General features: G+C 68.8%; 21 protein-coding genes and 1 pseudogene. 13 read left to right on the top strand and 9 right to left on the bottom strand.

Features of this window, described 5'->3' with window-relative positions; translation table 11 throughout:
- Positions 1-112 precede the first annotated feature (112 nt).
- The 5 genes from OG514_RS23200 to OG514_RS23175 form a co-directional block, all read right to left on the bottom strand.
- Positions 113-2,596: an RICIN domain-containing protein gene (locus tag OG514_RS23200; protein WP_266897766.1), complete on the bottom strand. Its 2,484-nt coding sequence runs from the start codon at positions 2,594-2,596 to the stop codon at positions 113-115.
- 1,043 nt (positions 2,597-3,639) lie between these two features.
- Positions 3,640-4,086, bottom strand: coding sequence for a spore-associated protein A (locus tag OG514_RS23190; protein WP_266897762.1), 447 nt, complete (start codon positions 4,084-4,086; stop codon positions 3,640-3,642).
- 80 nt (positions 4,087-4,166) lie between these two features.
- Complete coding sequence (locus tag OG514_RS23185) at positions 4,167-4,598, bottom strand: spore-associated protein A (protein ID WP_266897760.1); 432 nt, start codon at positions 4,596-4,598, stop codon at positions 4,167-4,169.
- Positions 4,599-4,619: 21 nt separating this feature from the next.
- Positions 4,620-5,057 carry a spore-associated protein A gene (locus OG514_RS23180; protein WP_266897758.1) on the bottom strand — a complete coding sequence of 146 codons (438 nt, stop codon included), beginning with the start codon at positions 5,055-5,057 and terminating at the stop codon, positions 4,620-4,622.
- Positions 5,058-5,154: 97 nt separating this feature from the next.
- The gene (locus OG514_RS23175; protein ID WP_266897756.1) at positions 5,155-5,595 is read right to left on the bottom strand and encodes a spore-associated protein A; all 441 of its coding nucleotides are present in this window, start codon (positions 5,593-5,595) and stop codon (positions 5,155-5,157) included.
- A 467-nt stretch (positions 5,596-6,062) separates the two neighbouring features.
- Here OG514_RS23175 and OG514_RS23170 point away from each other — a divergent pair, with 467 nt between their 5' ends.
- Entirely contained in the window at positions 6,063-7,019 is a 957-nt protein-coding gene (locus tag OG514_RS23170) for a helix-turn-helix domain-containing protein (protein ID WP_266897754.1), read from the top strand.
- A gap of 47 nt (positions 7,020-7,066) precedes the next feature.
- On the opposite strand, the gene OG514_RS23165 is transcribed toward OG514_RS23170, so the two are convergent.
- Positions 7,067-7,714 (bottom strand): hypothetical protein, encoded by a 648-nt coding sequence (locus OG514_RS23165; RefSeq protein WP_266897752.1) that lies wholly within the window; start codon positions 7,712-7,714, stop codon positions 7,067-7,069.
- A gap of 253 nt (positions 7,715-7,967) precedes the next feature.
- Between OG514_RS23165 and OG514_RS23160 the strand changes: the two genes are divergently transcribed.
- The 5 genes from OG514_RS23160 (at position 7,968) to OG514_RS23140 (ending at position 11,262) form a co-directional block, all read left to right on the top strand.
- Complete coding sequence (locus tag OG514_RS23160; RefSeq protein ID WP_266897750.1) at positions 7,968-8,090, top strand: restriction endonuclease fold toxin-2 domain-containing protein; 123 nt, start codon at positions 7,968-7,970, stop codon at positions 8,088-8,090.
- Positions 8,091-8,120: 30 nt separating this feature from the next.
- Positions 8,121-8,660, top strand: a complete 540-nt coding sequence (locus OG514_RS23155) for a hypothetical protein (protein WP_266897748.1) — start codon at positions 8,121-8,123, stop codon at positions 8,658-8,660.
- Between the two features lie 126 nt (positions 8,661-8,786).
- Entirely contained in the window at positions 8,787-9,155 is a 369-nt protein-coding gene (locus OG514_RS23150) for a hypothetical protein (RefSeq protein ID WP_323181589.1), read from the top strand.
- Between the two features lie 14 nt (positions 9,156-9,169).
- Positions 9,170-10,657: a hypothetical protein gene (locus OG514_RS23145; RefSeq protein ID WP_266897744.1), complete on the top strand. Its 1,488-nt coding sequence runs from the start codon at positions 9,170-9,172 to the stop codon at positions 10,655-10,657.
- A gap of 86 nt (positions 10,658-10,743) precedes the next feature.
- Positions 10,744-11,262, top strand: a complete 519-nt coding sequence (locus OG514_RS23140; RefSeq protein ID WP_266897742.1) for a hypothetical protein — start codon at positions 10,744-10,746, stop codon at positions 11,260-11,262.
- A gap of 215 nt (positions 11,263-11,477) precedes the next feature.
- Here OG514_RS23140 and OG514_RS23135 read toward each other — a convergent pair whose 3' ends face one another.
- Positions 11,478-11,945, bottom strand: a complete 468-nt coding sequence (locus OG514_RS23135; protein ID WP_353962704.1) for a 2-oxo acid dehydrogenase subunit E2 — start codon at positions 11,943-11,945, stop codon at positions 11,478-11,480.
- A gap of 100 nt (positions 11,946-12,045) precedes the next feature.
- Entirely contained in the window at positions 12,046-12,414 is a 369-nt protein-coding gene (locus OG514_RS23130) for a biotin/lipoyl-containing protein (protein ID WP_266897740.1), read from the bottom strand.
- A gap of 906 nt (positions 12,415-13,320) precedes the next feature.
- Here OG514_RS23130 and OG514_RS23125 point away from each other — a divergent pair.
- From OG514_RS23125 to OG514_RS23095, 7 genes and pseudogenes are all read left to right on the top strand, one after another.
- On the top strand, positions 13,321-14,589 hold the full coding sequence (locus OG514_RS23125; RefSeq protein ID WP_323181588.1) for a cytochrome P450: 1,269 nt from the start codon (positions 13,321-13,323) through the stop codon (positions 14,587-14,589).
- A gap of 216 nt (positions 14,590-14,805) precedes the next feature.
- A pseudogene (locus OG514_RS23120) lies at positions 14,806-15,649 on the top strand (IS5 family transposase).
- Positions 15,650-16,346: 697 nt separating this feature from the next.
- Positions 16,347-16,940, top strand: a complete 594-nt coding sequence (locus OG514_RS23115; RefSeq protein WP_266897738.1) for a PadR family transcriptional regulator — start codon at positions 16,347-16,349, stop codon at positions 16,938-16,940.
- Positions 16,937-18,703: a sulfatase gene (locus OG514_RS23110; protein WP_266897736.1), complete on the top strand. Its 1,767-nt coding sequence runs from the start codon at positions 16,937-16,939 to the stop codon at positions 18,701-18,703. The genes OG514_RS23115 and OG514_RS23110 overlap by 4 nt, the downstream gene beginning before the upstream one ends.
- A 113-nt stretch (positions 18,704-18,816) precedes the next feature.
- Positions 18,817-20,157, top strand: a complete 1,341-nt coding sequence (locus tag OG514_RS23105; protein ID WP_266897734.1) for an MFS transporter — start codon at positions 18,817-18,819, stop codon at positions 20,155-20,157.
- A 161-nt stretch (positions 20,158-20,318) separates the two neighbouring features.
- The gene (locus tag OG514_RS23100; protein ID WP_266900932.1) at positions 20,319-21,161 is read left to right on the top strand and encodes a formylglycine-generating enzyme family protein; all 843 of its coding nucleotides are present in this window, start codon (positions 20,319-20,321) and stop codon (positions 21,159-21,161) included.
- A gap of 28 nt (positions 21,162-21,189) precedes the next feature.
- Positions 21,190-22,020 carry an SGNH/GDSL hydrolase family protein gene (locus OG514_RS23095; RefSeq protein WP_266897732.1) on the top strand — a complete coding sequence of 277 codons (831 nt, stop codon included), beginning with the start codon at positions 21,190-21,192 and terminating at the stop codon, positions 22,018-22,020.
- Between the two features lie 19 nt (positions 22,021-22,039).
- Here the strand turns inward: OG514_RS23095 and OG514_RS23090 are convergent, their stop codons facing one another.
- The gene (locus OG514_RS23090) at positions 22,040-23,155 is read right to left on the bottom strand and encodes an alpha/beta hydrolase (protein ID WP_266897730.1); all 1,116 of its coding nucleotides are present in this window, start codon (positions 23,153-23,155) and stop codon (positions 22,040-22,042) included.
- Positions 23,156-23,263 lie beyond the last annotated feature (108 nt).

The raw sequence follows: 23,263 nt of genomic DNA, 5'->3' as shown, positions 1-23,263 counted from the left end.
GAAGGAAGGAAGCATGCGGTGCGCCGGGCGTGGCGGGCCCGGCCTTCGACCGCCTGTCGGGCCCCTGCGTGCTGCGCGGGGACCCGGCAGGCCGGTTACGGTCGCGGTGGCATCAGTTGATGGTCCACTGCTGCAGCGTCGAGCCGGTGTCGGGCTGCTGGGTGACGAGGGCCCCGTCGGCGGAGGAGGCCGTGGTCACGAGCAGTCCGCTTCCTGCGGAAGCGACGGTGTAGGTGCCGCCGGCCTGACGGACGATGTTCCAGTGCTGGTTGGTGCCCTGGGTGCAGGTCCACTGGATGATCTTCGCGCCGGCGCTGGTGGAGCCGCCCGCCACGTCGGCGCACAGCCCGGACTCACTGTTCTTGAGTTCGTAGGTGCCGTCGGCCTGCTGGGTGAAGCGCCAGCTCTGGTTGCGGCCACCGGTCGGCACCCAGGTGATGAGCTGCGTACCGGCGGTGGTGCTGTGGTCGGGGTTGTCGAGCGCCTTGCCCGCGGCGGTGAGGGTGTGGACTCCGTCGAGGGAGGCCGAGACCGTCCAGGTGAACGTGGCCGTGCCGCTGGCACTGCCGGAGGACGCGGTGACGGTGACCGTGGAAACGCCCGCCGATGTGGGGGTGCCGGTGACCAGTCCGCCGGTGCTGATGCTCAGACCGGCGGGAAGGCCGGTGGCGGTGAAGGTGAGGGGCTTCCCGGCGGAGTCGGTCGCTTCCACCTGGAGGGAGACGGCCTTGTTCAGGGTGGCCGTCCGGTTGCCGGGATTGCCGACCGTCACCGACTCGGGGACCTGGGCCGTGGGGGTCAGGGTCAGGACCTGCTCACCGGCCGTCCTGGTGCCGCCGACCGCGTTGCCCGTGGTGTTGTTCCAGCTACGGGTGGGCGTGGTCTCGGCGAGACGGCCGGAGTCGGCGGAGAGGCCGATGACGAGGCCGCTGTAGCGATTGACGATCTTGTACGTGCCGGTGGCGGAGCCGTCGGTGGGCGAGGTGCCGCGGATGACGAACCACTGCTGTCCGACGGTGGGACCGCTGGGTGCGGCGGCCGTGACAGTGGGCTTGGTGCCCCAGGCCCGGGTGGCGGTGGAGGTGGAGCTCACGCCGAGGAGCTGGCCGGAGGCGGAGTTGGCGATGCGGTACGAGCCGTCGCCGTTCGCGGTGAAGATCCACGACTCCAGGCCGGAGCCGGTGGCGGCGGCGAGCGAGGTGGTGGCCGAACTACCGGAGACCTGGGCCAGGACGCGGCCGCCGGCGCCGGCGATCCGGTACGCCTGGGAGGTGTCGACCGGGGTCGCGGGCTGAGTGGTGCCGATCGTCAGGTTGACGTACTCGCTGCTCGATCCGTTGGAGCAGCCGAAGGAGCAGTACGAGCGGAAGTCCTTGCCGACGATTCCGGAGCTGGTCTTGTTCCCGCTGTCGAGGAACCAGCGGTACCAGGACGCGTTCCTGTAGCTGCCGGTGTCACCCAGGCGGAACCACTTCTGCGTGGCCAGGTTGTCGGTGGCGTAGATCTCCTGGGAGGCGTTGCCGCTCTGGTCGACCCCCTGGGGCTGGCCGATGTACAGGCCGAGATGGGCGTTGTAGGTGATGTCCATGACGAACATCGGGGACGTCGGAGGCATCAGACCGGCGGCCACCTGCTGGTTCACGTCACCGCTGTTGGCGGGGTTGTACTCCTTCGACGGCGGGGTGTAGCCCGTCGTGCTGCCGGGGCCGACCGGGACCATGTTGCTCTCGCGGCCTCCGACGCCGGGCTGGGACCAGGCGCCGTCGTACCACTTCTGCCAGGAACCGGGCGCCATCTTCGACGAGATCGGAGCTCGGGCGACGTGCCCGTAGAACGCGGCCCAGCCGCCGCCCTTGTTCACGATCCGGGAGCCGTAGAAGGCGTAGAAGTAGCCGGACGCCGTGTCGACGAACAGGCGCTGGTCACCGGTGCCGTAGTGGTAGGTCTGCTGCGGGAAGGCAGCGGTGTCGCCGCGCTTGGTGCTGTACCGCGAGGTGATGACGTGGTCCTTGATGGCCCACGTACGTCCCTGGTCCTTGGACACGGCGTAGTCGATGCCGTCGTAGTGGAGGCCGTCACCGAAGGGCTGCGGGGTGAACTCGTTGTGCACGAGGCCGTACCAGTCACCGGTGTCCGGGTCGACCCAGACACCGGCGAGGTCGCAGTAGTTGCGGTGCGCGTAGGAGGCCGTGGAGGGCGCCTGGGTGGACTCCACGCCTGTCGGGCTGTTGTTGCAGCGCCACGTGGTGTCGTTGTTGCGGTCGTTGGAGTTCGCCGGGTTCACCGCGTCGCTGATGGCGCCGGACCGGGTGGCGGTGTCGAGGTTCGTTCCGGTGAAGAAGGTCCACTTACGGGGATCGCTCGCGCCGTACAGCGCGTGGGCCTGCTGGAAGTAGAAGGTGCCGTCCTTGTCGATGTACGTGCCGGCGGGCGTGTCATCGGGGTGCGTCCACGAGCCCTTGGCACCGACGGTGACGGTGTAGGTGGCGGCGTCCGGTGCCGCGGAGGCCGTGGTCGTCGCCAGCGTGCCGCCGCCGGCCGCGACCAGCGCGGCGGCGACGAGCGCCCCGGCGAGTCTGCTTCGAGGAGTGCGCATGGTTCTCCTTGGTCGGAGGAGCCGAGAGGGGACGGCTCCGTGGATGGTCCGGCGTCCGGGGGACGGCGGTCGTGCTCAGGCGGCGCCACGGCCCGTACGGTCGGCTCCCCATCAGCGGCTCAACTGACCCGCCCCGGGCGGTGTGGAACGCGGACCGGATCCCCGCCGGGTGGCTCTGTGCCGGCCGGCCGGTCAGGCGACCACTGTGACGAGCCCGGTGCCCCGGTCCGCCACGCGGTGAGTGGGGATCCTCAGCGGCAGATCGGGTCTCGACTGCCGCTGACCTTCCGATCACTTCGAGGCCTCATCGGGCCGCTGTTCGGCGCGGTGGCGCTCGTTGGGGGCGGCACGAGGCAGGACGTTCATCCGCTGTCCACCCGTCGGTGAGGATGTGCTTGGCGGCACTCAGACTGCTCGCACGCGCGTCATGACGCCTAGGGATGAATCGCCACGGCGCTTGGACTTTCCGTCACGAGCCGACGCAGGCGATCACCGAGCGGAGCATGTCGACCGTCGCTCCCCGTGGCGGCCATGCACGCCGCCCTGTCGACCGGCACGATCGAGGCATTCACGGCGCCGACGCAGGATGGGGCGGAGCGCACCGGCGCCACCGAGCAGACCGTCTCCGACGTGCTGTCCGGCCGGGTCGCCGTACGGCCCGCCACGGAGACCCGGGCGCGCGCCGCCATCGCCGAACCCGGCTACGTCCCCCACTTCGACGCACGCTCGCTCGCCGCCTGCAGCAGCACTACGCTCGGCCTCATCGTCCCGACCGTCTCCACGGCCTGCCACGCCGACGTCGTCGAGGAGGCGGAGGATGTCCTCGACGCCCCCTCGGCTACCACCTGTTGGTACGCACCACACGCCGGACGGATGACACGCCCGGCGAAATCTGTCTGGGCTGACCAGCCGCTCGGTCGACACCCGAGGCCTGCGCCCCCTTCGTCAGCTGCGCGACCGCGTCCTGATGGTCGGGCTCGGTGGTCACCCGGTTCTCCTCCCCGGGTGCTGCGAACAGCACCCGGGGTTGGATCGTACGACGGTCACCCGCAGTGGGAGTTGCCGATGAAGTGACTTGCGAGCCTCTCGGAGCTGTTTCCCCCGATACTGCCTATCCAGTCGATGCACCTGTTCTTCGCGGAAAGGTAGACGGGCCCCGCATACGAGGAGAAATAGCCGGAGTCCGAGTCCCCGTCGCCGCCACCGGTGAGCTGAAGGGTGGTCTCCGCGAAGATGGTTCCCGACCCTGGCACGATCTGCATGATCGAACAGTTGTAGCCGTTGGAGGAGTTGTAGGTGAGGTAGGCGTCCCCCAGGTGCGTTCCACCGCTGGTCATCTTGAGATGGTCGATGACGGTGTAGTTGGCACCACAGATTCCGTTGTAGGGATTGGAGGCCGCGTTGGCCACTCCCGGAGTCAGCGCCACGGCGGCCAACGCCACAGCGAGGCCGCCGGCGAGCGTGCCGATCCTTCTGCGAGTGCCGATCATCAGATCTTTCCCTTTCTCGTCAGGTGAAGTGCGCGTCTCACCGGGAGGCTCCCGAACGGGCGGGACGTTCCGGACACGGCCTAGCCGCAGTGAGAGTGCCAACGGTTGATCTCCTGGTCGTGGATCACACCGCCCCAGTCGATGCAGGTGCCGCGGCCGTCCACGTAGACCGGGCCCGCGTATGAGCTGTAGGAGCCGGAGTCGGAGTCCTGGACGCCGTCGCCCCGCCCGATCACCGCGCTCATCCGCAGAGGGGCGCCCGGATTGCCGCGCACGACGACCAGGCAGTTCCGGCCCGAGTCCGCGTTCCAGGTCAGGTATGCCATTCCGAGGTCCCCGATCGGTGCGGAATCGATGAGCTTGTGGCCGCTCCCGCAGAGCCCGTACCCGGCTGCCTCGGCGGCGGGCGCGGCGAGGACCATCAGTCCTGCTGTCATCGCCCCTGCGGTGACCATGGAAGCGGAGATCCTGAGACCCCGGAGCCGCCCGGAGCCGAATGATTCGACGCTCATGAACGTTCCCCGTTCCGCCTGCTACCCGCAGTGCGACTCGAACTGGTACGACCCGGTGGGTGCGTCGTCCACATAGCCGCCCCAGTTGATACAGGTGGCCCGCCCGTCCGCGTAGACCGGACCGGCGTAGTGGCGGTACAGACCCTTGTCCTCCTCCTCGAAGCCGTCCGTGGTCCGCTGGATCCAGGCCGTCATGAAGTAGAGCTCGGCGGGACCGTCGTTCGCCCCGTACCTCTGCGTGACGACACAATTGTGGCCATTGGACTTGTTCCAGGTCAGAAACGCGCGTCCGTAACCGCTGATGTCGAGGGAATCGACTACGCCGTATCCGGACCCGCACGATCCGTTGTAGGTCCCGTTGACCGGGGCAGCTTCGGCCGCGGCCGGAAGGACGAACGGGCCCGCCGCTACGGACAGGATGACTCCCGCGCGGAGACAGAGTGACCGGATCTTCCTCACAGAGGCTCCTTCGTTCGATCGGTCGAGCGAGTGAGGCGAGTGGCCCGGGCCGGAGTACCCGGGGATGCGGAAAATCGGAAAGTGCCGCGGTACGACATCAATCGCAGTGGGCGCCGTATTGCTGGTACTTCCCGTATGCGTACGAGCCTCCCCAGTCAACGCAGCTTCCCTTGGCGTAGACGTAGACCGGGCCGGCGTAGGCTGTGTATTCGGCACTGTCGGAGTCACGGGAGGCTTCGTCGTCGGTCCGCTGGATCCACGCCGACATGGGCCTGGGAGACCCGGGGTATTCGGCGACTGTCACGACACAGTTGTAGCCACTGGCCGAATAGGTCAGGAAGACGTTGGCGCCCGACTCCAGCCGTAGGCTGTCGATCACCGTGTACCCGCTGCCGCAGGCACCGTTGTAACCGACGGCCGCCTGAGCCTTTCCGGGATACGACTGGATCTCGGCTGCGGATGCTGCTGCGGGCAGCGCCATCAGCAGCACACCGCTTGCGATCAGCGATGTGGTGACAGCCTTGAGACTTCTCTTCATCTCTCTCCTTCAGGACTGACTCCGAGCGACGAACGAGATCGCGCATCCGAGTGCTGGTAGAGAATTTTGTGGATCACGCTCCGGATCACGCCGAGGTGCACATCGAACTCGGTTCCTTGAGAAGTGGATCCGCGGCTCTCCGCGGTTGCTTCCTCTTCAAACTAGGTCTCCCGAGTCACGCCGACTGTGCTGTGCCTGCAGAGAAGTTGGTCAGCTGTGCGCAGGCGCTCCACGTCGGGACCAGGCCCCGCCGCCCGCAATCCACACTTGACCAACAAGCCCTGGAACCAAGGAACTTGGCCTCAACGGGCACTGTTGCTCGCCCTGCCTGGCGCCCTGGCACTCTGGTCACAGGACTACGCGGGGGAGGATGACTCGGTGGGCGAGCAGCACGGTCCGGGGCGAAGGTCGCAGATGTCGGCCACCTGCGGCGCACAGCCCGGCTGAAGAAGAGGATGGTCCGCTAGGTGAGTGCGACCCTGGACACCGCTCCTCTTTCCCCACAGGAGCGAGCGGAAGCGGTCCGGCATGCCATCTGGGAGTCGGTCGTAAAAATTGACATCGACCACCATCATCCGCCGCAGGATCTCTCGGTCAAGGTCAGTCTCAATAAGGTCGGTTGCATCGTCATCTGTTCGGGAGAGGCAACCAGCCTGACAATACGGCGGACGCAAAGGCTGGCGCGAGAGGACACCGAGCCGTACGTCTTTCTTGGCCTGCAGGCAACGGGAACCAGCCTGGTCCAACAGAACGACCGGCAGGCAGTACTGAGAGCGGGAGAGTTCGCCCTCTACGACACATCCGTTCCGTACGCGCTCTCCTTCGAGGCCGGTGTCGACCACCACTTTCTGCGCTTTCCCCGCAGCGCGCTCGCGCTACCCGAGCGGTCCCTGCGGGAGATGACCGCGGTCACGTTCGGCGCCGAGAACCCCGTTGCCGCCCTTACCTTCGCGTACTTCTCCCAGTTGGCCGTCACGGACGGACTCCGCCACGAACGTCACGCCCAGGTGATCACTGAGCCGAGCGTCGAACTGATCCGCGCGGCCGTCGCCTCCCGGCTTGGCGACTCGCAGCTGGCCCGGGAATCGATGGAGACGACACTGAACCTTCGCATCATGAGATACATGCGGGAGCACTTACGTGATCGCGACCTGTCGGCTGCGCGCATCGCGTCCGTCCACGGCGTCTCGGTCCGACACCTCTACACGCTGCTCGCCCGGTCGGGTATCACCTTGGGCGACTGGATCCGCTCCCAGCGTCTGGCAGGCTGCCATCGGGAACTGGCCGCGCCGAGCGCCCGGCACCGAACGATCGCTGCGATCGGGCGTGGTTGGGGCTTCGTGGACGCGACTCACTTCAGCAAGGTGTTCAAGCAGGAGTACGGCCTCACTCCACGGGACTGGCGCGACCTCAACCGCGCCTGACGCTCCACCAGCAACACGGATAGCCGAATGATGCTGTGTGGACAGCATCAGGCCGACACCCTCGGATGGCGCGGGCAGTCGGCGCTGCGGGGCGCCGGAATCGTGGCCGAGGGGCCGACGGTCGGCCCCTCCGGCAGCCGCCACGCGGTACGGATCGATCCGATCAAGTGCCGTGCACTGTAGGGGGACACCTCCAGCTCCTGACGGGCGCGGCCGAGCAGCTCCAGAGCCCCGACGGGGCCGCGTGCCGCTGCCTCATCCCGACGGCGGGCGAAGTCCCCCCTGCCGAAGACGTCGAGCAGGGTCAGAGAGAACAAGGCGTAGGCCGACGCTTCGTCGAGGAGTTCCCGGGCCTCGTTCGAGACCTCTGCGGCCGCCCCCTCGCCCAGATGCCGGCGGAGGTCGTGGAAGGCCACGTGTTCGAGGGCCCACCGGAGCTCGGCCGAGCCACAGGGACAGGCCGGACGCAGATGGTCCATCGCGTTCCGGAAGGCGACGAGGATCGTGCCGGTCCGCGCCGTCCACCGCTGCTTGCCCAGGAGGGTACGGAACCCGGCGAGCGTGTCGCTGAGCTCCTCGAGAATCAATTGCCCCGCGATGTCGGCGAGCTCGACGAACCGTGTCTTGGATCCGGCTGAGACGAGGAACTCGGCTCCGGACCACGAAGCGGTCCTGCTCTTCTCCTCGTACGCCACGTCCGCAACGACACGATCGGGGCGATCTGGAGGGCGTCCGTGTCTGTCACAGGCGAGAGGGCAGCCACTGACAGCCCTACCGTCGCAAGACGCCCGGAGTCTTCGCGGGAATCCACGGCCAGGCCCGTGTGGCTCCGCCCGTCCGCCTTCGAGACAAGGGCGAGTTCAAACCGGCCGGCGCGAAGAAGTGGAACCGGAAGGACATCCTGATCGGCAGGGAAGAGAGCGAGCTTGAGAGAGGCACCGGCAGACGATGGACGAGCGCCAGCAGATCCGAGGTTGGGAGATCGTCACCAACGACAAGGAAGCCGCGGCGTACTGGCAGACGCTCATGGCCCTCCAGCAGCGTCCCGGAACCGCCCGGTACGTGAAGTGACCCTGCCCCGCCCCAGGAAGGACACACCCCATGACGCACGATGACGACGACCGGACCACGTTCTTGTTCCACGCCCCGGAGCGGGAACCGCACGCCTGGGGCCTCGACCTGGCCGGCCTGGGTGAAGCCCTGCGGGAATCGTTCTCCGAGGTCCGCTACAAGGTCCGCCAGGACCGCACGCACCAGGGCGAGCCGTACCTCTCCTTCCGGGCGGGCACCGACGACGGCACCGAGTACGACGGCACCGCAACCGTCCACGGACGGGACTGCGTGATGCTGGCCGACATCACGGCGGGTGAGGCGGCCCCCTTCCTCCTCTGGCTGCGCGACACCTACCTGCCCACCCCCGACCTCATCGGCTTCAGCAGCGAGCCGGCCGTGGAACGGGGCATCGAGACCGACTGGCGCCTGCCCGCCGACGGCGACAAGGGGAAGGGTGCCCAGTGCTGTGCGGATGTGAACCGACATCCCCATTCCGCCATCGGGCCCCTCGTACAGGAGTGGTCACCTCATAGCATGTGCAATGACGCCAACATCCTGCCTACCATGAGTCTTTCGGTAAACCATTGACGTCGAGTGGGGAGAGTCATGGGATTCGACGACGATTGGGCCGCGGTCGTGTCCGCGTCAAGGGATCGACAGTCGGCGAGTACTCGGCTCAACTCGGCCGGTCCGGGAGGTGCGGGTTCGGGGTCGATGAATCTGGTCGTCGCACAGGACGACCTGGGTGCCGTGGGGCACGAGGCATATCTGTTGCACGAGCAGTTACGCGAAGAGCCCGACATCGCGGGCGTCGGCAGCGACAAGAGCGGGGAGGGGGCGACGGTGCAGGCCGCCAACGAGTTGTCTTTGCGGCACATGACTATGGGCAATGAGCTGCTGACCACACTCTCCGTGTGGGATTCCCAGGTGAAGACGGTCCTGCAAATGTGCGCGCACATCTCGAACCACCTCGACTACTCGAAGAGGTCGTACGCGGAGAACGACAAGCGCATCGAGGACTCGCTGCGGCACCGCGACGGCACCGCCGTCTCGGTCTCGGAGATCTCCACGTACGTGCGCTGAAGGACGGTGGACCGATGACGCTCACATATACCGACCTCATGGGCATGGACCTCGGCAAGCTCGATACCGCCGTCGGTGATTGGAAGGCCATGGCCGGCAAGCTCGCCAAGCTGGAGACCGCCGCCAGGGACGGCTTGCTGCGCACGTCGGAACAGGCCCGGTGGAAAGGCGTCAATGCCGACGTCACCAGGGAGTTCGTGGCCGGCGCCGCGAAGGAGATCACGGATCTCAAGTCCGAGGCCACCAGCATCCACGCCGTTCTCGCGGACGCCCACACGGAGCTCGTCAGCATCCAGAAGCGGGCGAAGGCGCTCACCGAGGAAGCCGCCAAGGGCTCGGAGAAGGACCCCGGCCTGCTGGTGACGGACGGCGGCAACGGCACCGTCCGGGTCATGGAGGCGATGTGCACCCCGGAGGGGACGACGCAGCGGACCAAGGACTTGATGCAGTGGTACGCAGACACTCTCACCGGCCTCCTCTCCCATGCCGCGGAGATCGACGCCGCCGCCACTCGGGCCCTGAAGCGCAGCCACGGCGGCGATGTGCACAATGCCGGCCATGCCATGTACACCTCGCTCGACGAGGACCAGCTGCCCCGCGCGACCAAGCTCGCGTCGCTCGGCGAGGGTGCGAACGAGGAACAACGTGCTGAGCTGGTACGCCTGTGGCGTTCCCTGAGTCCGGAAGCCAGAGCGGACCTGTGGGCGAGACAAGAAGACAACCTGGTGGCGGCCGGGCTGCTCAGCCCGTCCATGAAGCAGATCGCCCCGGACAAGGGATCGGGTCCGTACGACGCGGAGAAGCCGGGCTTCCAGGAGTGGGCCACGCTCGCAAAGATGCGGGGAATCACGGAAGGCGCGGACGCGATGGACTTGGTCGACGCGGGCCGCCACATGGATCACTACCTCGACAATGACGGCAAGCCCATGAACCTGCCCGTCGACAAGATGATGGCCGACGACGACGGCTTCAGGAAGCACATCGACGGGCACATCAGGATGTACCAGGACGAATGGCGGGAGATGGCTCTCGCCGAGTTCAAAGCCAATGGCGGGAAGCCGGTGTCGATCCCGGTGGAGACGCCCAACATCAACGACTACAGCTTCACCCGGGACAGCAACCAGAACTGGTTCTACGCGGTCGGCTCCACGAGGGCGAACGTCACCGGCGTCGTCACGGTCGTCCCGGATGCCGACGGCAACCCCGAGGTCGGCCTCGACTACCAAGCCAACGCTTGGGACCGCTACAACTGGGACGAGAACAAGGGCGTCGACATCTTCGGCGTGATGGACATTCCCGACGGCCAGATGGCACGACTGCACACAACAGGCCTCGCGCAGGAGTTCGACATGTCAGGAAGCAGCTCCGTCAAGCACTACGATCTCGGCTCCTCGACGCCGAACGACGGTCCGCTGCCAGAACCCGACGAGCCGGGCCGCGAGGGAGGCCGTACGGACAACGGTCGGGAGACACGCGAGGGACGGGCAGGTACGGGCAGGTGAGTGACGTGGACAGCATGCGGCCGGGTGACTCACGCCTGAGGCGTCGGCTGCTTGTCGCAGCCGCGGGGCTCGTGGGAGTCGTCGTCGTGGCACTCGGCGCGTTCTACCTGCTCGCGGACACATGGCTCTCGGACTCGGCCCGGAAGGAGAAGGAGTGCTGCTGGGAGACCGGCGCCACGCCCGCGTGGATGAGTGAGCAGATCGGCCTGCGCGTCCCCGCGAACGCCGCGGACCGGCGGGCCGGATACAAGGTCGGCGAGCGGTACGACACGGGGCTGCTCAGTTTCACACTGCCGACCCTCGAAGCGAAGGCGTACCTGGCTCCGCTGACGCCCAAGGGTGCCCGCATGATCCGCAACCTGGAGCCCGAACCGTCGGACTACCGTCCGGCGGCCGGATTCACGCACCTCAAGCTCCCGGAGCCCGAAACGCTCGTCGACGGGCTACTGATGGGAGGATTCTGCCCCGACAACGTGGATTCGCCCGATACCGAGCACCTCGCGTACTGCGTGAAGGTGTTCTCGCACGAGTACACCCCGGGCACGACGCGCATCTACCTCCGCTCGACGATCGAGCCGGGGCTCACACCGCCCCTTGACTCCTGATTGCCACGCACGCTCAGGCCGACGTACGGATGCGACCCACCCGGTTCGTCCTGAAATCCGTAGTGGCGACGTGAACTGGCGCGAGAAGACGCCTTTACCGCCTCCCTGCCCGTCGGGCGTCCGCGTACTCCAATAACGCCGTCTTCGGTGGCGCCGTTTCCTCAGGCATAGGGAGTCAGGAGTCATGGACAGGGAGTGAGCGCGTGGGTGCCCGCTCACATCCGCAGCAGGATGGTGTCGGGGTCCTCCACGAGTGCGCCCAGTGCGGTGAGGAAGGCCGCGGCCTCGGCGCCATCACACACCCGGCGGTCGAACGCGCAGGTGAGCTTCGCAGTGGGCCGTACACGTACAACGAGCCGGTCGCCGTCCACGACGTGGGGGCGGGGACGGATGGACCCCACGCCGAGGATCGCCGCCTCAGGGTGGATGACGACCGGCACGCCCTCATCCAGGCCGAGTGCGCCGAAGTTGGAGACCATGAAGGTGGAGCCGGTCAGCTCACGGGGGGGGTGAATGCGCCCACGCGCGCCCCGGCCGTCAGCCGCGCCGGTTCCTGGGCGAGCCGCACGGTCGACAGGTCCGGACCCGAGCCGGCGCCCAGCCGCGGCCAGGTCCACCCCGAGCCTGCGGGCGAGATGCCGTACGGGCGGCTTGGCCCGGGGGCGCCCGATGTCGGTCGGCACAGTGGACGGCGAACGGCGGGGAGCGGGGCGTCTGCGGACCGCGCGCCGCCCGGTGTCCGACCCTGCCCGCGTGCCGCATCCGACGAGCACCGGTCCCGAATCAGCGCCGGTACGGTCGGCGCTGACCGCGCCGACGGCCGTGTCCGGCCCGGCACTCGTGGCCGCACCTGGGTCCTCGGCGACGCCCAGCCCTGCCGGTGCCCGCGGGCGCCCCGCTGTCGATGAAGGTCAGCGGTGTGCCCACCGGCAGGGTCTGTCCCGGCTCGCCGCGCCGTTCCACGACGGTCCCGGCGTACGGGGACAGGCTCTCCATCTCGGCCTTGGCCGTCTCCAGGACGCACGGCGGCTGGTTGACGGTGCCGGTATCCCCCGGCACCACCAGCCCTTCGACGATGGTCGCGTCGAGCAGCCCCTCGCCCAGGTCGGGCACGAGGAACTCCCGGATCGTGCGGTCCGCGACGTCAGTCACGGCTGCACCCGAAGGCATCCGCCGCCTGGTCGCCCACGGCATCCACGCGCCGTCCGGCGGCAACAGGCGCTGGCAGTTCATAGCCATGACGAGGCGTTGAACTGCCGCGTCGACGCCGCGCAGCCGCAGACCTTGCTCGACCTCGAAGGCTGCGCCACCATCTGGCCATCGGCGCGGCGGTGGAGAACATTCACCTCGCGGCCCACGCCTCGGGCTTGGCTGCCATGTGCAGTACTTCCCACCCCGGCCGACTCCTGCCTGGTCTGCCGGCTCACCTTCTCCAGCGCGGCTGACGTCTCGCGCCCCGCACTGTTGCCGCCTCGTCGGCCGCCTCGCCATCCCAGGCAAGGGCCCTCACGCCTTCGTCAACAGCGGCGCCCAATTAGAGCCGGAAGCAGCATTCCACCCACCCTCTCGCGCTTAACGAAGCTAACACGCACTCCGCCCCCCATCCAGGGGGAGTTGAGAAGCCGTTCGCTCAGAGCGAAGGGTGTGACTGAGTTTCAATTGGCTTGAAATCAGTCAGAGTTCAGCTCCATGGATGACCTTGACAGCGGCGGAACCAAGACGACGTCTGCGAAAATTGGCACAGAAGGAAATTATCGACGCTTGAATCCGGCCAGGAGCGGCGCAGTTGCCCTGTCCCCCTGCAGACAGGGCGGCCGATGCGGCGGAACCCCACGTCGAAGCACAGGGACGGAGGTGGCCTGTCCGCACAGGCGCGTTGCCGACGCATCCGCATATGTGGCTCTGGTAAGCGAATTCTTTTGATGTTCTTTGTCAGTTTGGTGAACGCGGGACTAGTGGGTAGTTGTGTGGGTGGAGGTGCGGGATTAAAGTCAGCGGCCGTGCTCGGAGTGGCCGGCGGGGGCCGGTAACCCGGGCCTGAGGAAAGGGAATTCCGTCGTGACCGAGACCGAGAAAGCCGCCGTCGATCCCGCGATACCCGACAGAACAGACCGGCCCGACAGCATCGGCGAGATCGAGGTGCTCGCCTCGCTCAGCCCCGACTTCGTCGCCGACCCGTACACCGCCTTCCGCCGGCTGCGCGAGCGCGGTCCGGTGCACCAGGTAATGGGACCCGACAGGGGGGTGGTGTGGCTCGTGGTCGGGTACGAAGCCGCGCGCGAGGCCTTCGGCTCCCCGCACCTCAGCCGGGACTGGCAGCGCGACTACCGGCAGCCCGGCTGGGAGCCGCCGTACGCCCTGAACATGCTCGGCAACTCCAACATGCTGATGAGCGACCCGCCCCACCACACCCGGCTGCGGAAGCTGGTGTCGCAGGAGTTCACGGCCCGGCGGGTCGAGGGGATGCGGCAGCGCGTCCAGGAGATCACCGACGAGCTGCTGGACGGCATGACGGCGGACGGTGCGCGCAGCGCCGACATCATCGAGGCGTTCGCCTCCCCGCTCCCCATGATCGTCATCTCCGAACTGCTCGGCGTCCCCGGCCTGGACCGTGCTTCCTTCCACGCCTGGTCCAACGAGACCCTCGCGCCCACCAGCCCCGAGGCGGAGAAGGAGGCGTACGAGCAGATCATGCCGTATCTCGCCGGGCTCATCGCCGCCAAGCGCGAGAGCCCCGGGAAGGACCTGCTCAGCGCCCTCGTCCACACGGTCGACGAGGGCGGCGACCGGCTCACCGAGGAAGAGCTGGTCTCGCTGGCCTTCCTGCTGCTCGTCGCCGGGCACGAGACGACGGTCAACACCATCGGCAACGCCGTGCGCGCGCTCTTCGATCACCCCGACCAGCTGGCGGCCGTACGGGCCGATCCGACCGGGCTGGCGGCGGGGCTGGTGGAGGAGACGCTGCGCTACGACGGTCCGGTGGCGACCACCACGCCGCGCATCGCCCTGCAGGACACCGAGATCGGCGGCGTACAGGTGCCGCGCGGCGCCATCGTGCTGATCGCCATGGCCGGCGCGGACCACGACCCGGCGCGCTTCCCCGACCCGGAACGCTTCGACGTACGGCGCAGCGACGCCCGGAGCAATCTCTCCTTCGGACACGGAATCCACTTCTGCCTGGGCGCCCCCCTCGCCCGCCTCGAGGGCGAGGTGGCGCTGGGCACCCTCCTGAAGCGCCTCCCGGACCTGGCGGCGGACGGGGAGCCCGGGGAGTGGCTCCCGGGGATGCTGATCCGGGGAAGGCGGGAGCTGCCCGTGCGGTGGTGACACGTCCGCCGCGGGCGGACTGACGGGCGGGTGAGCCGTCGCGGCACGCCGTTCGCGCAGGTCGGCGGGGCCTGTCGGTGGCGGGGTGACACTGTCCGCAGTGCTGCGACAGTGGCGTCACGCACCGGACAGGAGCGAGGCGATCGTCATGACCGCGACCCCGCTGCTGGCGAGCATCTGGAAGGGGCTCTTCCTCGCCCACCGGCGCGACGGGGCATGGGAGCCCGCTGGGAGCTGAGCCGGTGCTGCCGGTCTGGCGCTTCGAACGTCGCGGGCGGGCCCTGGACTTCGGCCGGCCACCACGGCATGACCTGCGTGAGATCATGAACGTGATCCTCTACGTGGGCCGCACCGGCTGCCAGTGGGCGTCCAGGGCGGCCTACCTGTCGCACGACTTTCGGCCGCACCAGAGCGCATACGGCCACTTCGCGAGGTGGCAGAAGGACGGCATCTTCGCCAGCTCAACGGCCTGTTACGAGAACTGGTCCGCCAGCAGGAGGGCAAGAACGCCACCCGTCGGCCTGCGTGATCGACGCACAGAGCGTCAAGACCGCCACCAGCGTCCCCGCCCGAAGCCAGGGCATCGACGCGGGCAAGAAGATCGTGGGCCGAAAGCGCAGCATCGTCATTGACACCCTCGGCCTGCGCGCTGGCAGCGCTGGTCACCGCTGCCGGCACGCAGGACCCCACCGTCGGCCACACCCGCCTGGAGCAGACCGCCGCCCACCACCCCACCCTGCGCAAAGCATGGGTCGACGGCGGCTACCGCAAGCACTTCGCCGTCCACGCCGCCACCCTCGGCATCGACCTCGAAATCGTCCAACGCACCCCTGGGGCCGGAGGGTTCACTCCGATCCCGAAACGGTGGGCGGTGGAGCGGACCTACGGCCGGCTGATGCTCCACCGCCGCCTGGCCCGCGGCTACGAGACCCTCCCGCACCGTTCCGAAGCCGTGATCCACCTCGCCATGACCGACCTCATGGCCCGCCGCCTCACCGGCGAGAGCACCATCTCCTGGCGCGACCCGTCACCAGTACAGCAAAGCCGCATCCCAAGATGAGACAGCAGGATGAAACGACGTCTTGCACCTCCGGAGCCCACCGCGCGGTAGGGGCAACCGGACACCGGCGTCAAGCGAGCGTCACCATTCCCGGCAGAACATTCTTCCTGCAAGGTGATGCGCTCGGGGTCGAGCCCGACGCGTCCATGCCATGCCACGGCCGTCCCGTGCCGGCGGGCGAGGTGACGCCGGCTTCGTGGGTGTCGTCGCGGGATCCTTCAGCGGATCCGTAGGCAGCGGGGCCTGAGCAGGTGAGCGAAGGTTCGCTCTGCGACCTGACGTGGGGCCCGAGGTCAGAGCCGTGGGGAGTCGACCAAATCTCGCCAGGGGGCATACAAGAAGGCGCGACTGCCGTACGCGGTCGGCACGGAGCGCTTCAGCACCGCCGACGCGCCACTTCGCCATCCGCCACTCCTCGACTGGGCATGCTGACGCAGCACCGCGCTGAACAAATCGCGGGGTGAAACGGACTCGTCCGGCTGCGAACGGCACCCCTTCCCCCCTCCCGCCACACGACGCCATCGGCTGGAGGAGCCAGCCACGACGCACCGACCACTCGGCTCCGCCACGACCACGGCTGAGCATGAACGGCGTGATACGGCCTTGATAAGTGCGCGCCGGATCCATTGACGCCCCTCCGCACAGCGCCTACAACACTGAACACATAGATGACAGTGCACATAGGGGTGGTGGGCCGGTGAAGTTCGAATACGTGCTGCTCGCGTTGATCGCGGGGCGCCCACGGAGCGGCTTCGACTTGGGCCGTTGGGTCGAGACCGAGGGCCAGTTCCTGCGGTCACGGGCGCATCACAGCCAGATCTACCGGTTGCTCGGGCGGATGACGGCCGACGGCTGGGTAGCGTTCGAGGTCGATCCGCGGGAGGGGCGGCCGGACGCGAAGGTGTACCACCTCACCCCGCGTGGGCGTGACGTGCTGTGGGAGTGGGTCCGTTCGCCGTACGAGCCGACCAGCCGGTTCCAGGATCCGGACTTCCTGGCCCGGTTCGCCTTCACCGCCCCGCTCAACCGGCAGGCCGCGATCGGTCTGATCGAGACCGAACTCGCTTATCGGCGCGCCCAGATCGCCCGCAACCGTGGCCGCGACCGCACCCTGCGCTTCGAAGGCCCGCTGCCCGAGCTGGACCCGGGGCTGGCCCAAGAGGTCTTCGACGAGCTGCACGCGTACGGAGCGTCGGCTGTCGACACCTGGGTGGCCTGGCTGGAGGGCATGCGGGAACGCCTCGGACACCACCGTACGCCGGACACCGAGAGAGGGGATTCCTCCGCATGAAGGCCATCATGGTCATGTTCGACAGTCTCAACAGGCGCATGCTGCCGCCCTACGGCTCCGACTGGACGCACGCGCCGAACTTCGCGCGCCTCGCCGAACGGGCGGTCACGTACGACAACGCGTACGCGGGTTCGCTGCCCTGCATGCCAGCCCGCCGGGAGTTGCACACCGGCCGTCACAACTTCCTGCACCGTAGCTGGGGACCGCTGGAGCCGTTCGACGACTCGATGCCCGAACTGCTCTCGCAGAACGGCGTCTACACCCATCTCGCGAGCGACCATCCGCACTACTGGGAGGACGGCGGGGCCACCTACCACGGCCGGTACAACACCTGGGAGTTCTTCCGCGGGCAGGAGGGCGACCCGTGGAAGGGCCACGTCGCGGACCCCGAGATACCCGAGGGGCTGAAGCGAATGCGTACCCCCGCGTACCGCCAGGACTGGATCAACCGCTCCTACATGGCGACGGAGGACCGGCATCCGCAGACGCTGACCTTCGACGCCGGTCTGGAGTTCATCCGTACCAACAAGGACACCGACCGCTGGTTCGTACAGATCGAGACCTTCGACCCGCACGAGCCCTTCTTCTCCCACCAGCGGTACAAGGACCTCTACCCGCACGAATACGACGGGCCGCACTTCGACTGGCCCGACTACAAGCGGGTGACCGAGACCGACGACCAGGTGGCACACGCCCGCTTCGAGTACGCGGCGCTGCTCTCCATGTGTGACCGCTCCCTGGGCCGCGTTTTGGACACCATGGACGAGCTGGAACTGTGGGACGACACCCTGCTCATCGTCAACACCGACCACGGGTTCCTGCTCGGCGAGAAGGGCTGGTGGGCCAAGTGGGTGCAACCCTGGTACAACGAGCTCGTCCATCTGCCGCTGTTCGCCTGGGACCCGCGCCATCCGGAGACGGCCGGTGAGCGGCGTTCGGCACTCGTGCAGACGATCGACCTGGCGCCGACGGTCCTGGAGTACTTCGGCGTCGACCGACCGGCCGACGTACAGGGCGCGCCGCTGCCGGTCGCCGACGACGCTCCGGTACGGGAGGCCGGTCTCTTCGGCGCGCACGGCGGGCACGTCAACGTCACCGACGGACGGTACGTGTACATGCGGGCGCCCGTCTCGTCCGACAACGCCCCGCTGTACGAGCACACGCTGATGCCCACCCACATGCGCGGCCGGTTCAGCCCGGCCGAGCTGGTGGACGCGGAGCTGGCCGAGCCGTTCGGCTTCACCAAGGGCGTCCGCACCCTGCGCACGCCCGGACGCAGCCTCCTCAACCCCTATCAGCACGGCACTCTCCTGTTCGACCTGGGGAGCGATCCGGAGCAGCTGGCCCCGCTGGTCGATGACGAGGCCGAGTTGCGCATGGCCTCCCTGCTGGTCGGCCTGATGCGGGAGAGCGACGCGCCGCCGAGCCAGTACGAGAGGCTCGGGCTGCCCGCCGACGACCCGGTGACCGAGAAGCACCTGTTGGTGCGCGCTCAGCGCGCCCAGGCCGAGCGGGCTGCGGAAGCGCTGCCGCGGCCCGAGGAGTTCCCGGCCGGGCGGGTGTCGCTGCGGACGCCGATGCGGACGCTGATGTCCGACCCGGTCACCTCCGTCGTGCTGCGCAGGCATCTGCCCAGCCTGTTCGACTCCGAGCTCCTCCAGCTCCTCGGGCCCATGCCGCTGATCGACGTCGCGGCGGTGGCGGCCGGGGCCATGCCCCGAGACGCGCTCATGGCGGTGGCCGAGGAACTCGCCGCACTCTGAACCACCGACGAAGTGGCCGGTGACGGGGTTGCCGCCCCGTCACCGACCGACACACCCCTTTCCCCCGTGCATCTCCAGCGAAGAGACCACACACCTAGAGGAAGCGAGGCGTCATGCCCGAGCTTATCCAGGATCCCTCCAGAACCGGACGGGCCCCGAACACCAGAGTTCCCGGCCGGTGGCGGCAGCTGTCGCTCCTGGGCGGCGCCATGCTCGTCGACAACACCGAAGCCGGCATGATCGGCGGCCTGTTCCCGGTGATCCGGCAGGCCCTCGGGCTCTCGCTCGGCGCCCTGGGAGTCCTGACCGCCGCGGGCAAGCTGATCGGCGTGATCACCGCACCGCTGTGGGTGTGGGCCGCCGAGCGCTGGTCCCGCAAGGCGGTGCTCGTCATCTGCACCGGCATGTGGGGCATCTGGGGCATCGCTGCGGGCTTCGCCCAGAACTTCACCCAGCTCCTGCTGTTCTCGACCCTGCTCACCGCGGGATACGCCGGAGCCCACCCGATCATCACGACCTTTGTCGGTGACCTGTTCGACAGCTCGTCCCGCGGCCGGGCCGTCGGCATGCTCTTCGGGGCGACCGCGCTGGCCTCGTCGGTCTTCGCCACGCTCAAAGGCCAGCTCGCGGGCGTGGAGGACGGGTGGCGCTGGGGCCTGTGGGCGATCGGCGCGTTCAGCATCCTCTTCGGCCTCGTGCTGTGGCGGTTGCTGCGCGACCCGGGCCGGGGCGCCTCCGAGCCGCAGCTCACCGACCTCGACCACGCCACCCGGGACGCCTCCGGCCTGGTGAGCCGACGCCAGGTCGCGTCCCTCCTGAAGATCCCCACCCTGGTGGTTCTCCTGGTCTCCAGGCTCCTCTCCGGGCACCTGCTCGTCTTCTCCTTCGCCGTGGTCTTCCTCGTCGAGGTCTACGGCTTCACCACCCAGACCGCGTCCGTCGTCCTCATGCCCATGGGGATCGGCTATTTCGCCGGAACGATCCTCGGCGGTCTGGTCGCCGATTGGGCGGCCCGCCTCAGCCCGCGCCACGGCCTGCCCGCCGTGCTCCAGGCCGCCCAGATCCTCTTCGCCGTCCTCGCCTTCTTCGGCACCCAGTTCCACTACGGCGGCATCGGCCTGTACGCGCTGTTCTTCGGCCTCATGGGCGTGGCCCAGGGCGTCAACCCCGGCATCAACCGGCCGATGATCATGGCTGTGGTCCCGCCCGAGCTACGACCGGCGGCCTTCACCCTCTACATCTCCGTCTTCGAGGCGATCGCCTGGGCCCTGTTCGGACTCGGCGCGGGCTTCCTCGGCGACGCGATCGGGCTGCGCCCCGTCTTCCTGTGGGTCCTGGTCGTCCTGATGCTGGTCAACGGGGCGTTCCTGACCCTGCTGCACCGCGCGTACGCCCGCGACAGCGCCCGCATGCAGGCCGACCTCGACCAGCGGCGCGAGAAGGCCCTGTCATGAAGCCGGGGCCTCCCACGCGCGAGCAGGGCGACGAGAGGGCGGGACATGTCCCCGGCGCGCCCGCCGCCTGCTGCACACCCGCACGGTCGCCCGGCCGGTCCACCTCACCTCTACGGCTGCTCTCCTCACCGCCGCCCCGCCACATCAGCTCGGCCGTCGGGATGGTGCTGCTGCCCGGAGGCGAGTTCCTCATGGGCACGGACGACGCGGAAGGCTTTCCCGGAAACGGTGAGGGACCGGTCAGGGCGGTGCGGCTGAAACCGTTCCTCATCGACACTCGCGCCGTCACCAACGACGCCTTCGGCCGGTTCGTCGCCGACACCGGTCATGTCACCGAAGCCGAACGCTTCGGCTGGTCCTACGTGTTCGCCGGGTTCCTGCCCGCCGCGCTGCGCCGGGGTGCCCGGCGCCCGGAGCGGACGCCGTGGTGGTGCGGGGTATCCGGGGCCGCCTGGAACCGGCCCGAGGGGCCCGGCAGCGACGTCGCGGGTCGCAGCGACCATCCGGTCGTCCACGTGTCCTGGAACGACGCGGCCGCCTACGCGGCCTGGGCCGGCAAGCGTCTGCCGACCGAGGCCGAGTGGGAGTACGCCGCCCGCGGGGGCCTGGAACAGAAGCGCTACCCCTGGGGCGACGAACTCGAGCCGGACGGCACCTACCGCTGCAACATCTGGCGGGGCACCTTCCCCTCGAAGAACACCGCCGCCGACGGCTTCCGCGGCACCGCGCCGGTCGACGCCTTCGAGCCGAACGGATACGGCCTGTACAACACCTCGGGCAACGTATGGGAGTGGTGCGCCGACTGGTGGACCACCGGCCATCCCGCCCAACGCCCCCTGGACGACCCGCCCGGCCCCGCCACCGGAACCGCGAAGGTCATCCGCGGCGGATCCCACCTGTGCCACCGCTCGTACTGCAACCGCTACCGCGTCGCCGCCCGCACCGCAAACACCCCCAACAGCACCAGCGGCCACGCCGGATTCCGCTGCGCCCGCAGCGTCTGACCACCCCCTCACCCGCCTGGAGACCACCATGCGTAAGAGCCGTTCCCCCGGCATGCCCAGAACCCGCGTCCGCGCCCTCGCCGCCGTCCTCGCCGCGCTGACGACAGCGGCGCTCGGCCTCACCACCACCGGTCACGCCGTCGCCGCCCCCGCCGCGGGGGTCCACTACGTGGCCCTCGGCGACTCCTACTCCGCCGGCGGCGGCTCCTCGACCACGTACCTCAACGACTGCAACCAGAGCGTCAACTCCTACCCCTACCTTTACAACCAGCTCACCGCCCCCGACACCTTCGACTTCCAGGCGTGCGGAGCCGCGAAGACCACCGACGTCCTCACCAACCAGCTGAGTCCGCTGGACGGCACCACCACGTTGGTCAGCATGACCATCGGCGGCAACGACATCGGCCTCGGCACGGTCATGACGACCTGCCTGTTCGGCAGCGACAGCGCCTGCCTCGACGCCGTCGCCACCGCCGAGACCGCCGCCCGCACCGCGCTCCCCGGCAAGCTCGGCACCCTCTACGACGCCGTCCGCGCCCGCGCCCCACAGGCCCGCGTCGTGATCCTCGGCTACCCCAGGTTCTACGACCTCGCCATCACCGCCTGCCCCGGCATCAGCGCCACCAAGCGCACCGCGCTCAACAAGGGAGCCGACGCCCTCAACACCGTGATCCGCGACGAGGTCGCCCAGCACAGCGGCTTCGTCTACGAAGACGTCGCCGACCGCTTCGCCGGCCACCAGCTGTGTGGCTCCGCCCCCTGGCTTCACGCCCTCAACTGGCCCCTCGGACAGTCCTTCCACCCCACGGCGGCCGGGCAGGCAGGCGCCTACCTGCCCGCCCTCCAGGCCGCCGCCTGACCCGGGCCTCGCCGCGTCGTCACGCGGTTCGTTCGAGGAACGCGGCGAGGTGCTTGTCGTAGGTGTCGGGGTCGGCGTTCCAGGCGCCGGTGTGGCTCGCGCCCTCGACGGTCACGAGGGTGATCTCGTCCGGCCAGTCGCGCGCGAAGGCGACGCTGGTGGAGTGGGGAACGACGCGGTCGCCGGTGCCGTGGAAGAGGAGCACGGGCTGCCGGGGTCCGCCGGCCCGGCGATTCGCGGACAGGGCGTCGACGGCGTCGAGGTCGGCTCCGGATCGGAGCTCCACGAAGGCGGCGGTGATGCCGCCGACGGCAGTCGGCAGGCCGAGGCCGCTCGCGATCGTGTCGATGGCGGCGCGGTAGTCGAGTGCGGGAGAGTCGAGGATGACGGATCGGACCGCACTGGTGTCGGTGGCGCGGTGCAGGTAGGTCTCGACGACGCCGCCTCCCATCGAGAAGCCGTAGAGCACCACGTCGGCGGCGCCTTGAGCGCGGGCATGGCGGACGGCGGCTTCCAGATCGCGCCACTCGCTGTCGCCGAACTTTCGGTTCCCGCCGGCGTCGTGCGGGGAGCCGGGGTCGTTGCGGTAGGTGATGTCGAGGACGGGGTAGCCCAATGCGTGCAACGGGGGCAGGGTACGGAGTCCCGCGCTGCGACCGGCTCCGAGGCCGTGGACCTGGATGACCCAGGTGCTCTTGGTGCCGGGCAGGAACCAGGCCGGCATCGGGCCGTTCTCGGTGGGGTAGGTGACGTCCCGGTAGTCGAGCCCCCGTGCACGCCTCGGGTCGGTGGCCCACACGGTGACGGAGATCTTCGCTTCGGCGTCCGCGGCGGGTGGGGTGCCGTCGTGGGTGAGCTCGCGAGTCACCGTGTCGGCGTCGGCCCGGACGATCGGCCCGAGGATGCCCTGTCGGCGTTCGCCGGTGGAGTCGTCCTTCCAGATGAGGCCGTAGACGCCGGCCTGTCGGCTCTCGCCGGTGGCTGGCAGGGTCACCGTTCCCCGGCCCGCCGAGACGACGTGGGTGTTCAGCGGGGTGTCGTCGATGGGCTGTACGAACTTGCCCGTGATGAGCCACATCGCGCCCGCCCCCAGGGCGACGGCGAGCGCGAGCACGCACGCGAGTCCGGTCAGCACGCGTCGGCGCAGACGGGACCGGGGGGCCGCCGGACGCCGAGCGGTATGGGTGCGGGCTGCGTGCTGCGTGCTGCGTGCTGCGTGCTGCTCGGGAACCGCTGGAACGTG

The organism is Streptomyces sp. NBC_00572 (assembly GCF_026341815.1).
GTDB lineage: Bacteria > Actinomycetota > Actinomycetes > Streptomycetales > Streptomycetaceae > Streptomyces.
This window is presented reverse-complemented; position numbering and strand designations above follow the sequence as displayed.

Excerpts from the sequence above, each read along its gene's own strand:
- OG514_RS23100 (WP_266900932.1), top strand. The coding sequence starts at position 20,319 with ATGGTGCTGCTGCCCGGAGGCGAGTTCCTCATGGGCACGGACGACGCG.
- OG514_RS23105 (WP_266897734.1), top strand. The coding sequence starts at position 18,817 with ATGCCCGAGCTTATCCAGGATCCCTCCAGAACCGGACGGGCCCCGAAC.
- OG514_RS23150 (WP_323181589.1), top strand. The coding sequence starts at position 8,787 with ATGAATCTGGTCGTCGCACAGGACGACCTGGGTGCCGTGGGGCACGAG.
- OG514_RS23160 (WP_266897750.1), top strand. The coding sequence starts at position 7,968 with ATGGACGAGCGCCAGCAGATCCGAGGTTGGGAGATCGTCACCAACGAC.
- OG514_RS23095 (WP_266897732.1), top strand. The coding sequence starts at position 21,190 with ATGCGTAAGAGCCGTTCCCCCGGCATGCCCAGAACCCGCGTCCGCGCC.
- OG514_RS23200 (WP_266897766.1), bottom strand. The coding sequence starts at position 2,596 with ATGCGCACTCCTCGAAGCAGACTCGCCGGGGCGCTCGTCGCCGCCGCG.
- OG514_RS23145 (WP_266897744.1), top strand. The coding sequence starts at position 9,170 with ATGACGCTCACATATACCGACCTCATGGGCATGGACCTCGGCAAGCTC.
- OG514_RS23190 (WP_266897762.1), bottom strand. The coding sequence starts at position 4,086 with ATGATCGGCACTCGCAGAAGGATCGGCACGCTCGCCGGCGGCCTCGCT.
- OG514_RS23175 (WP_266897756.1), bottom strand. The coding sequence starts at position 5,595 with ATGAAGAGAAGTCTCAAGGCTGTCACCACATCGCTGATCGCAAGCGGT.
- OG514_RS23185 (WP_266897760.1), bottom strand. The coding sequence starts at position 4,598 with ATGAGCGTCGAATCATTCGGCTCCGGGCGGCTCCGGGGTCTCAGGATC.
- OG514_RS23155 (WP_266897748.1), top strand. The coding sequence starts at position 8,121 with ATGACGCACGATGACGACGACCGGACCACGTTCTTGTTCCACGCCCCG.
- OG514_RS23110 (WP_266897736.1), top strand. The coding sequence starts at position 16,937 with ATGAAGGCCATCATGGTCATGTTCGACAGTCTCAACAGGCGCATGCTG.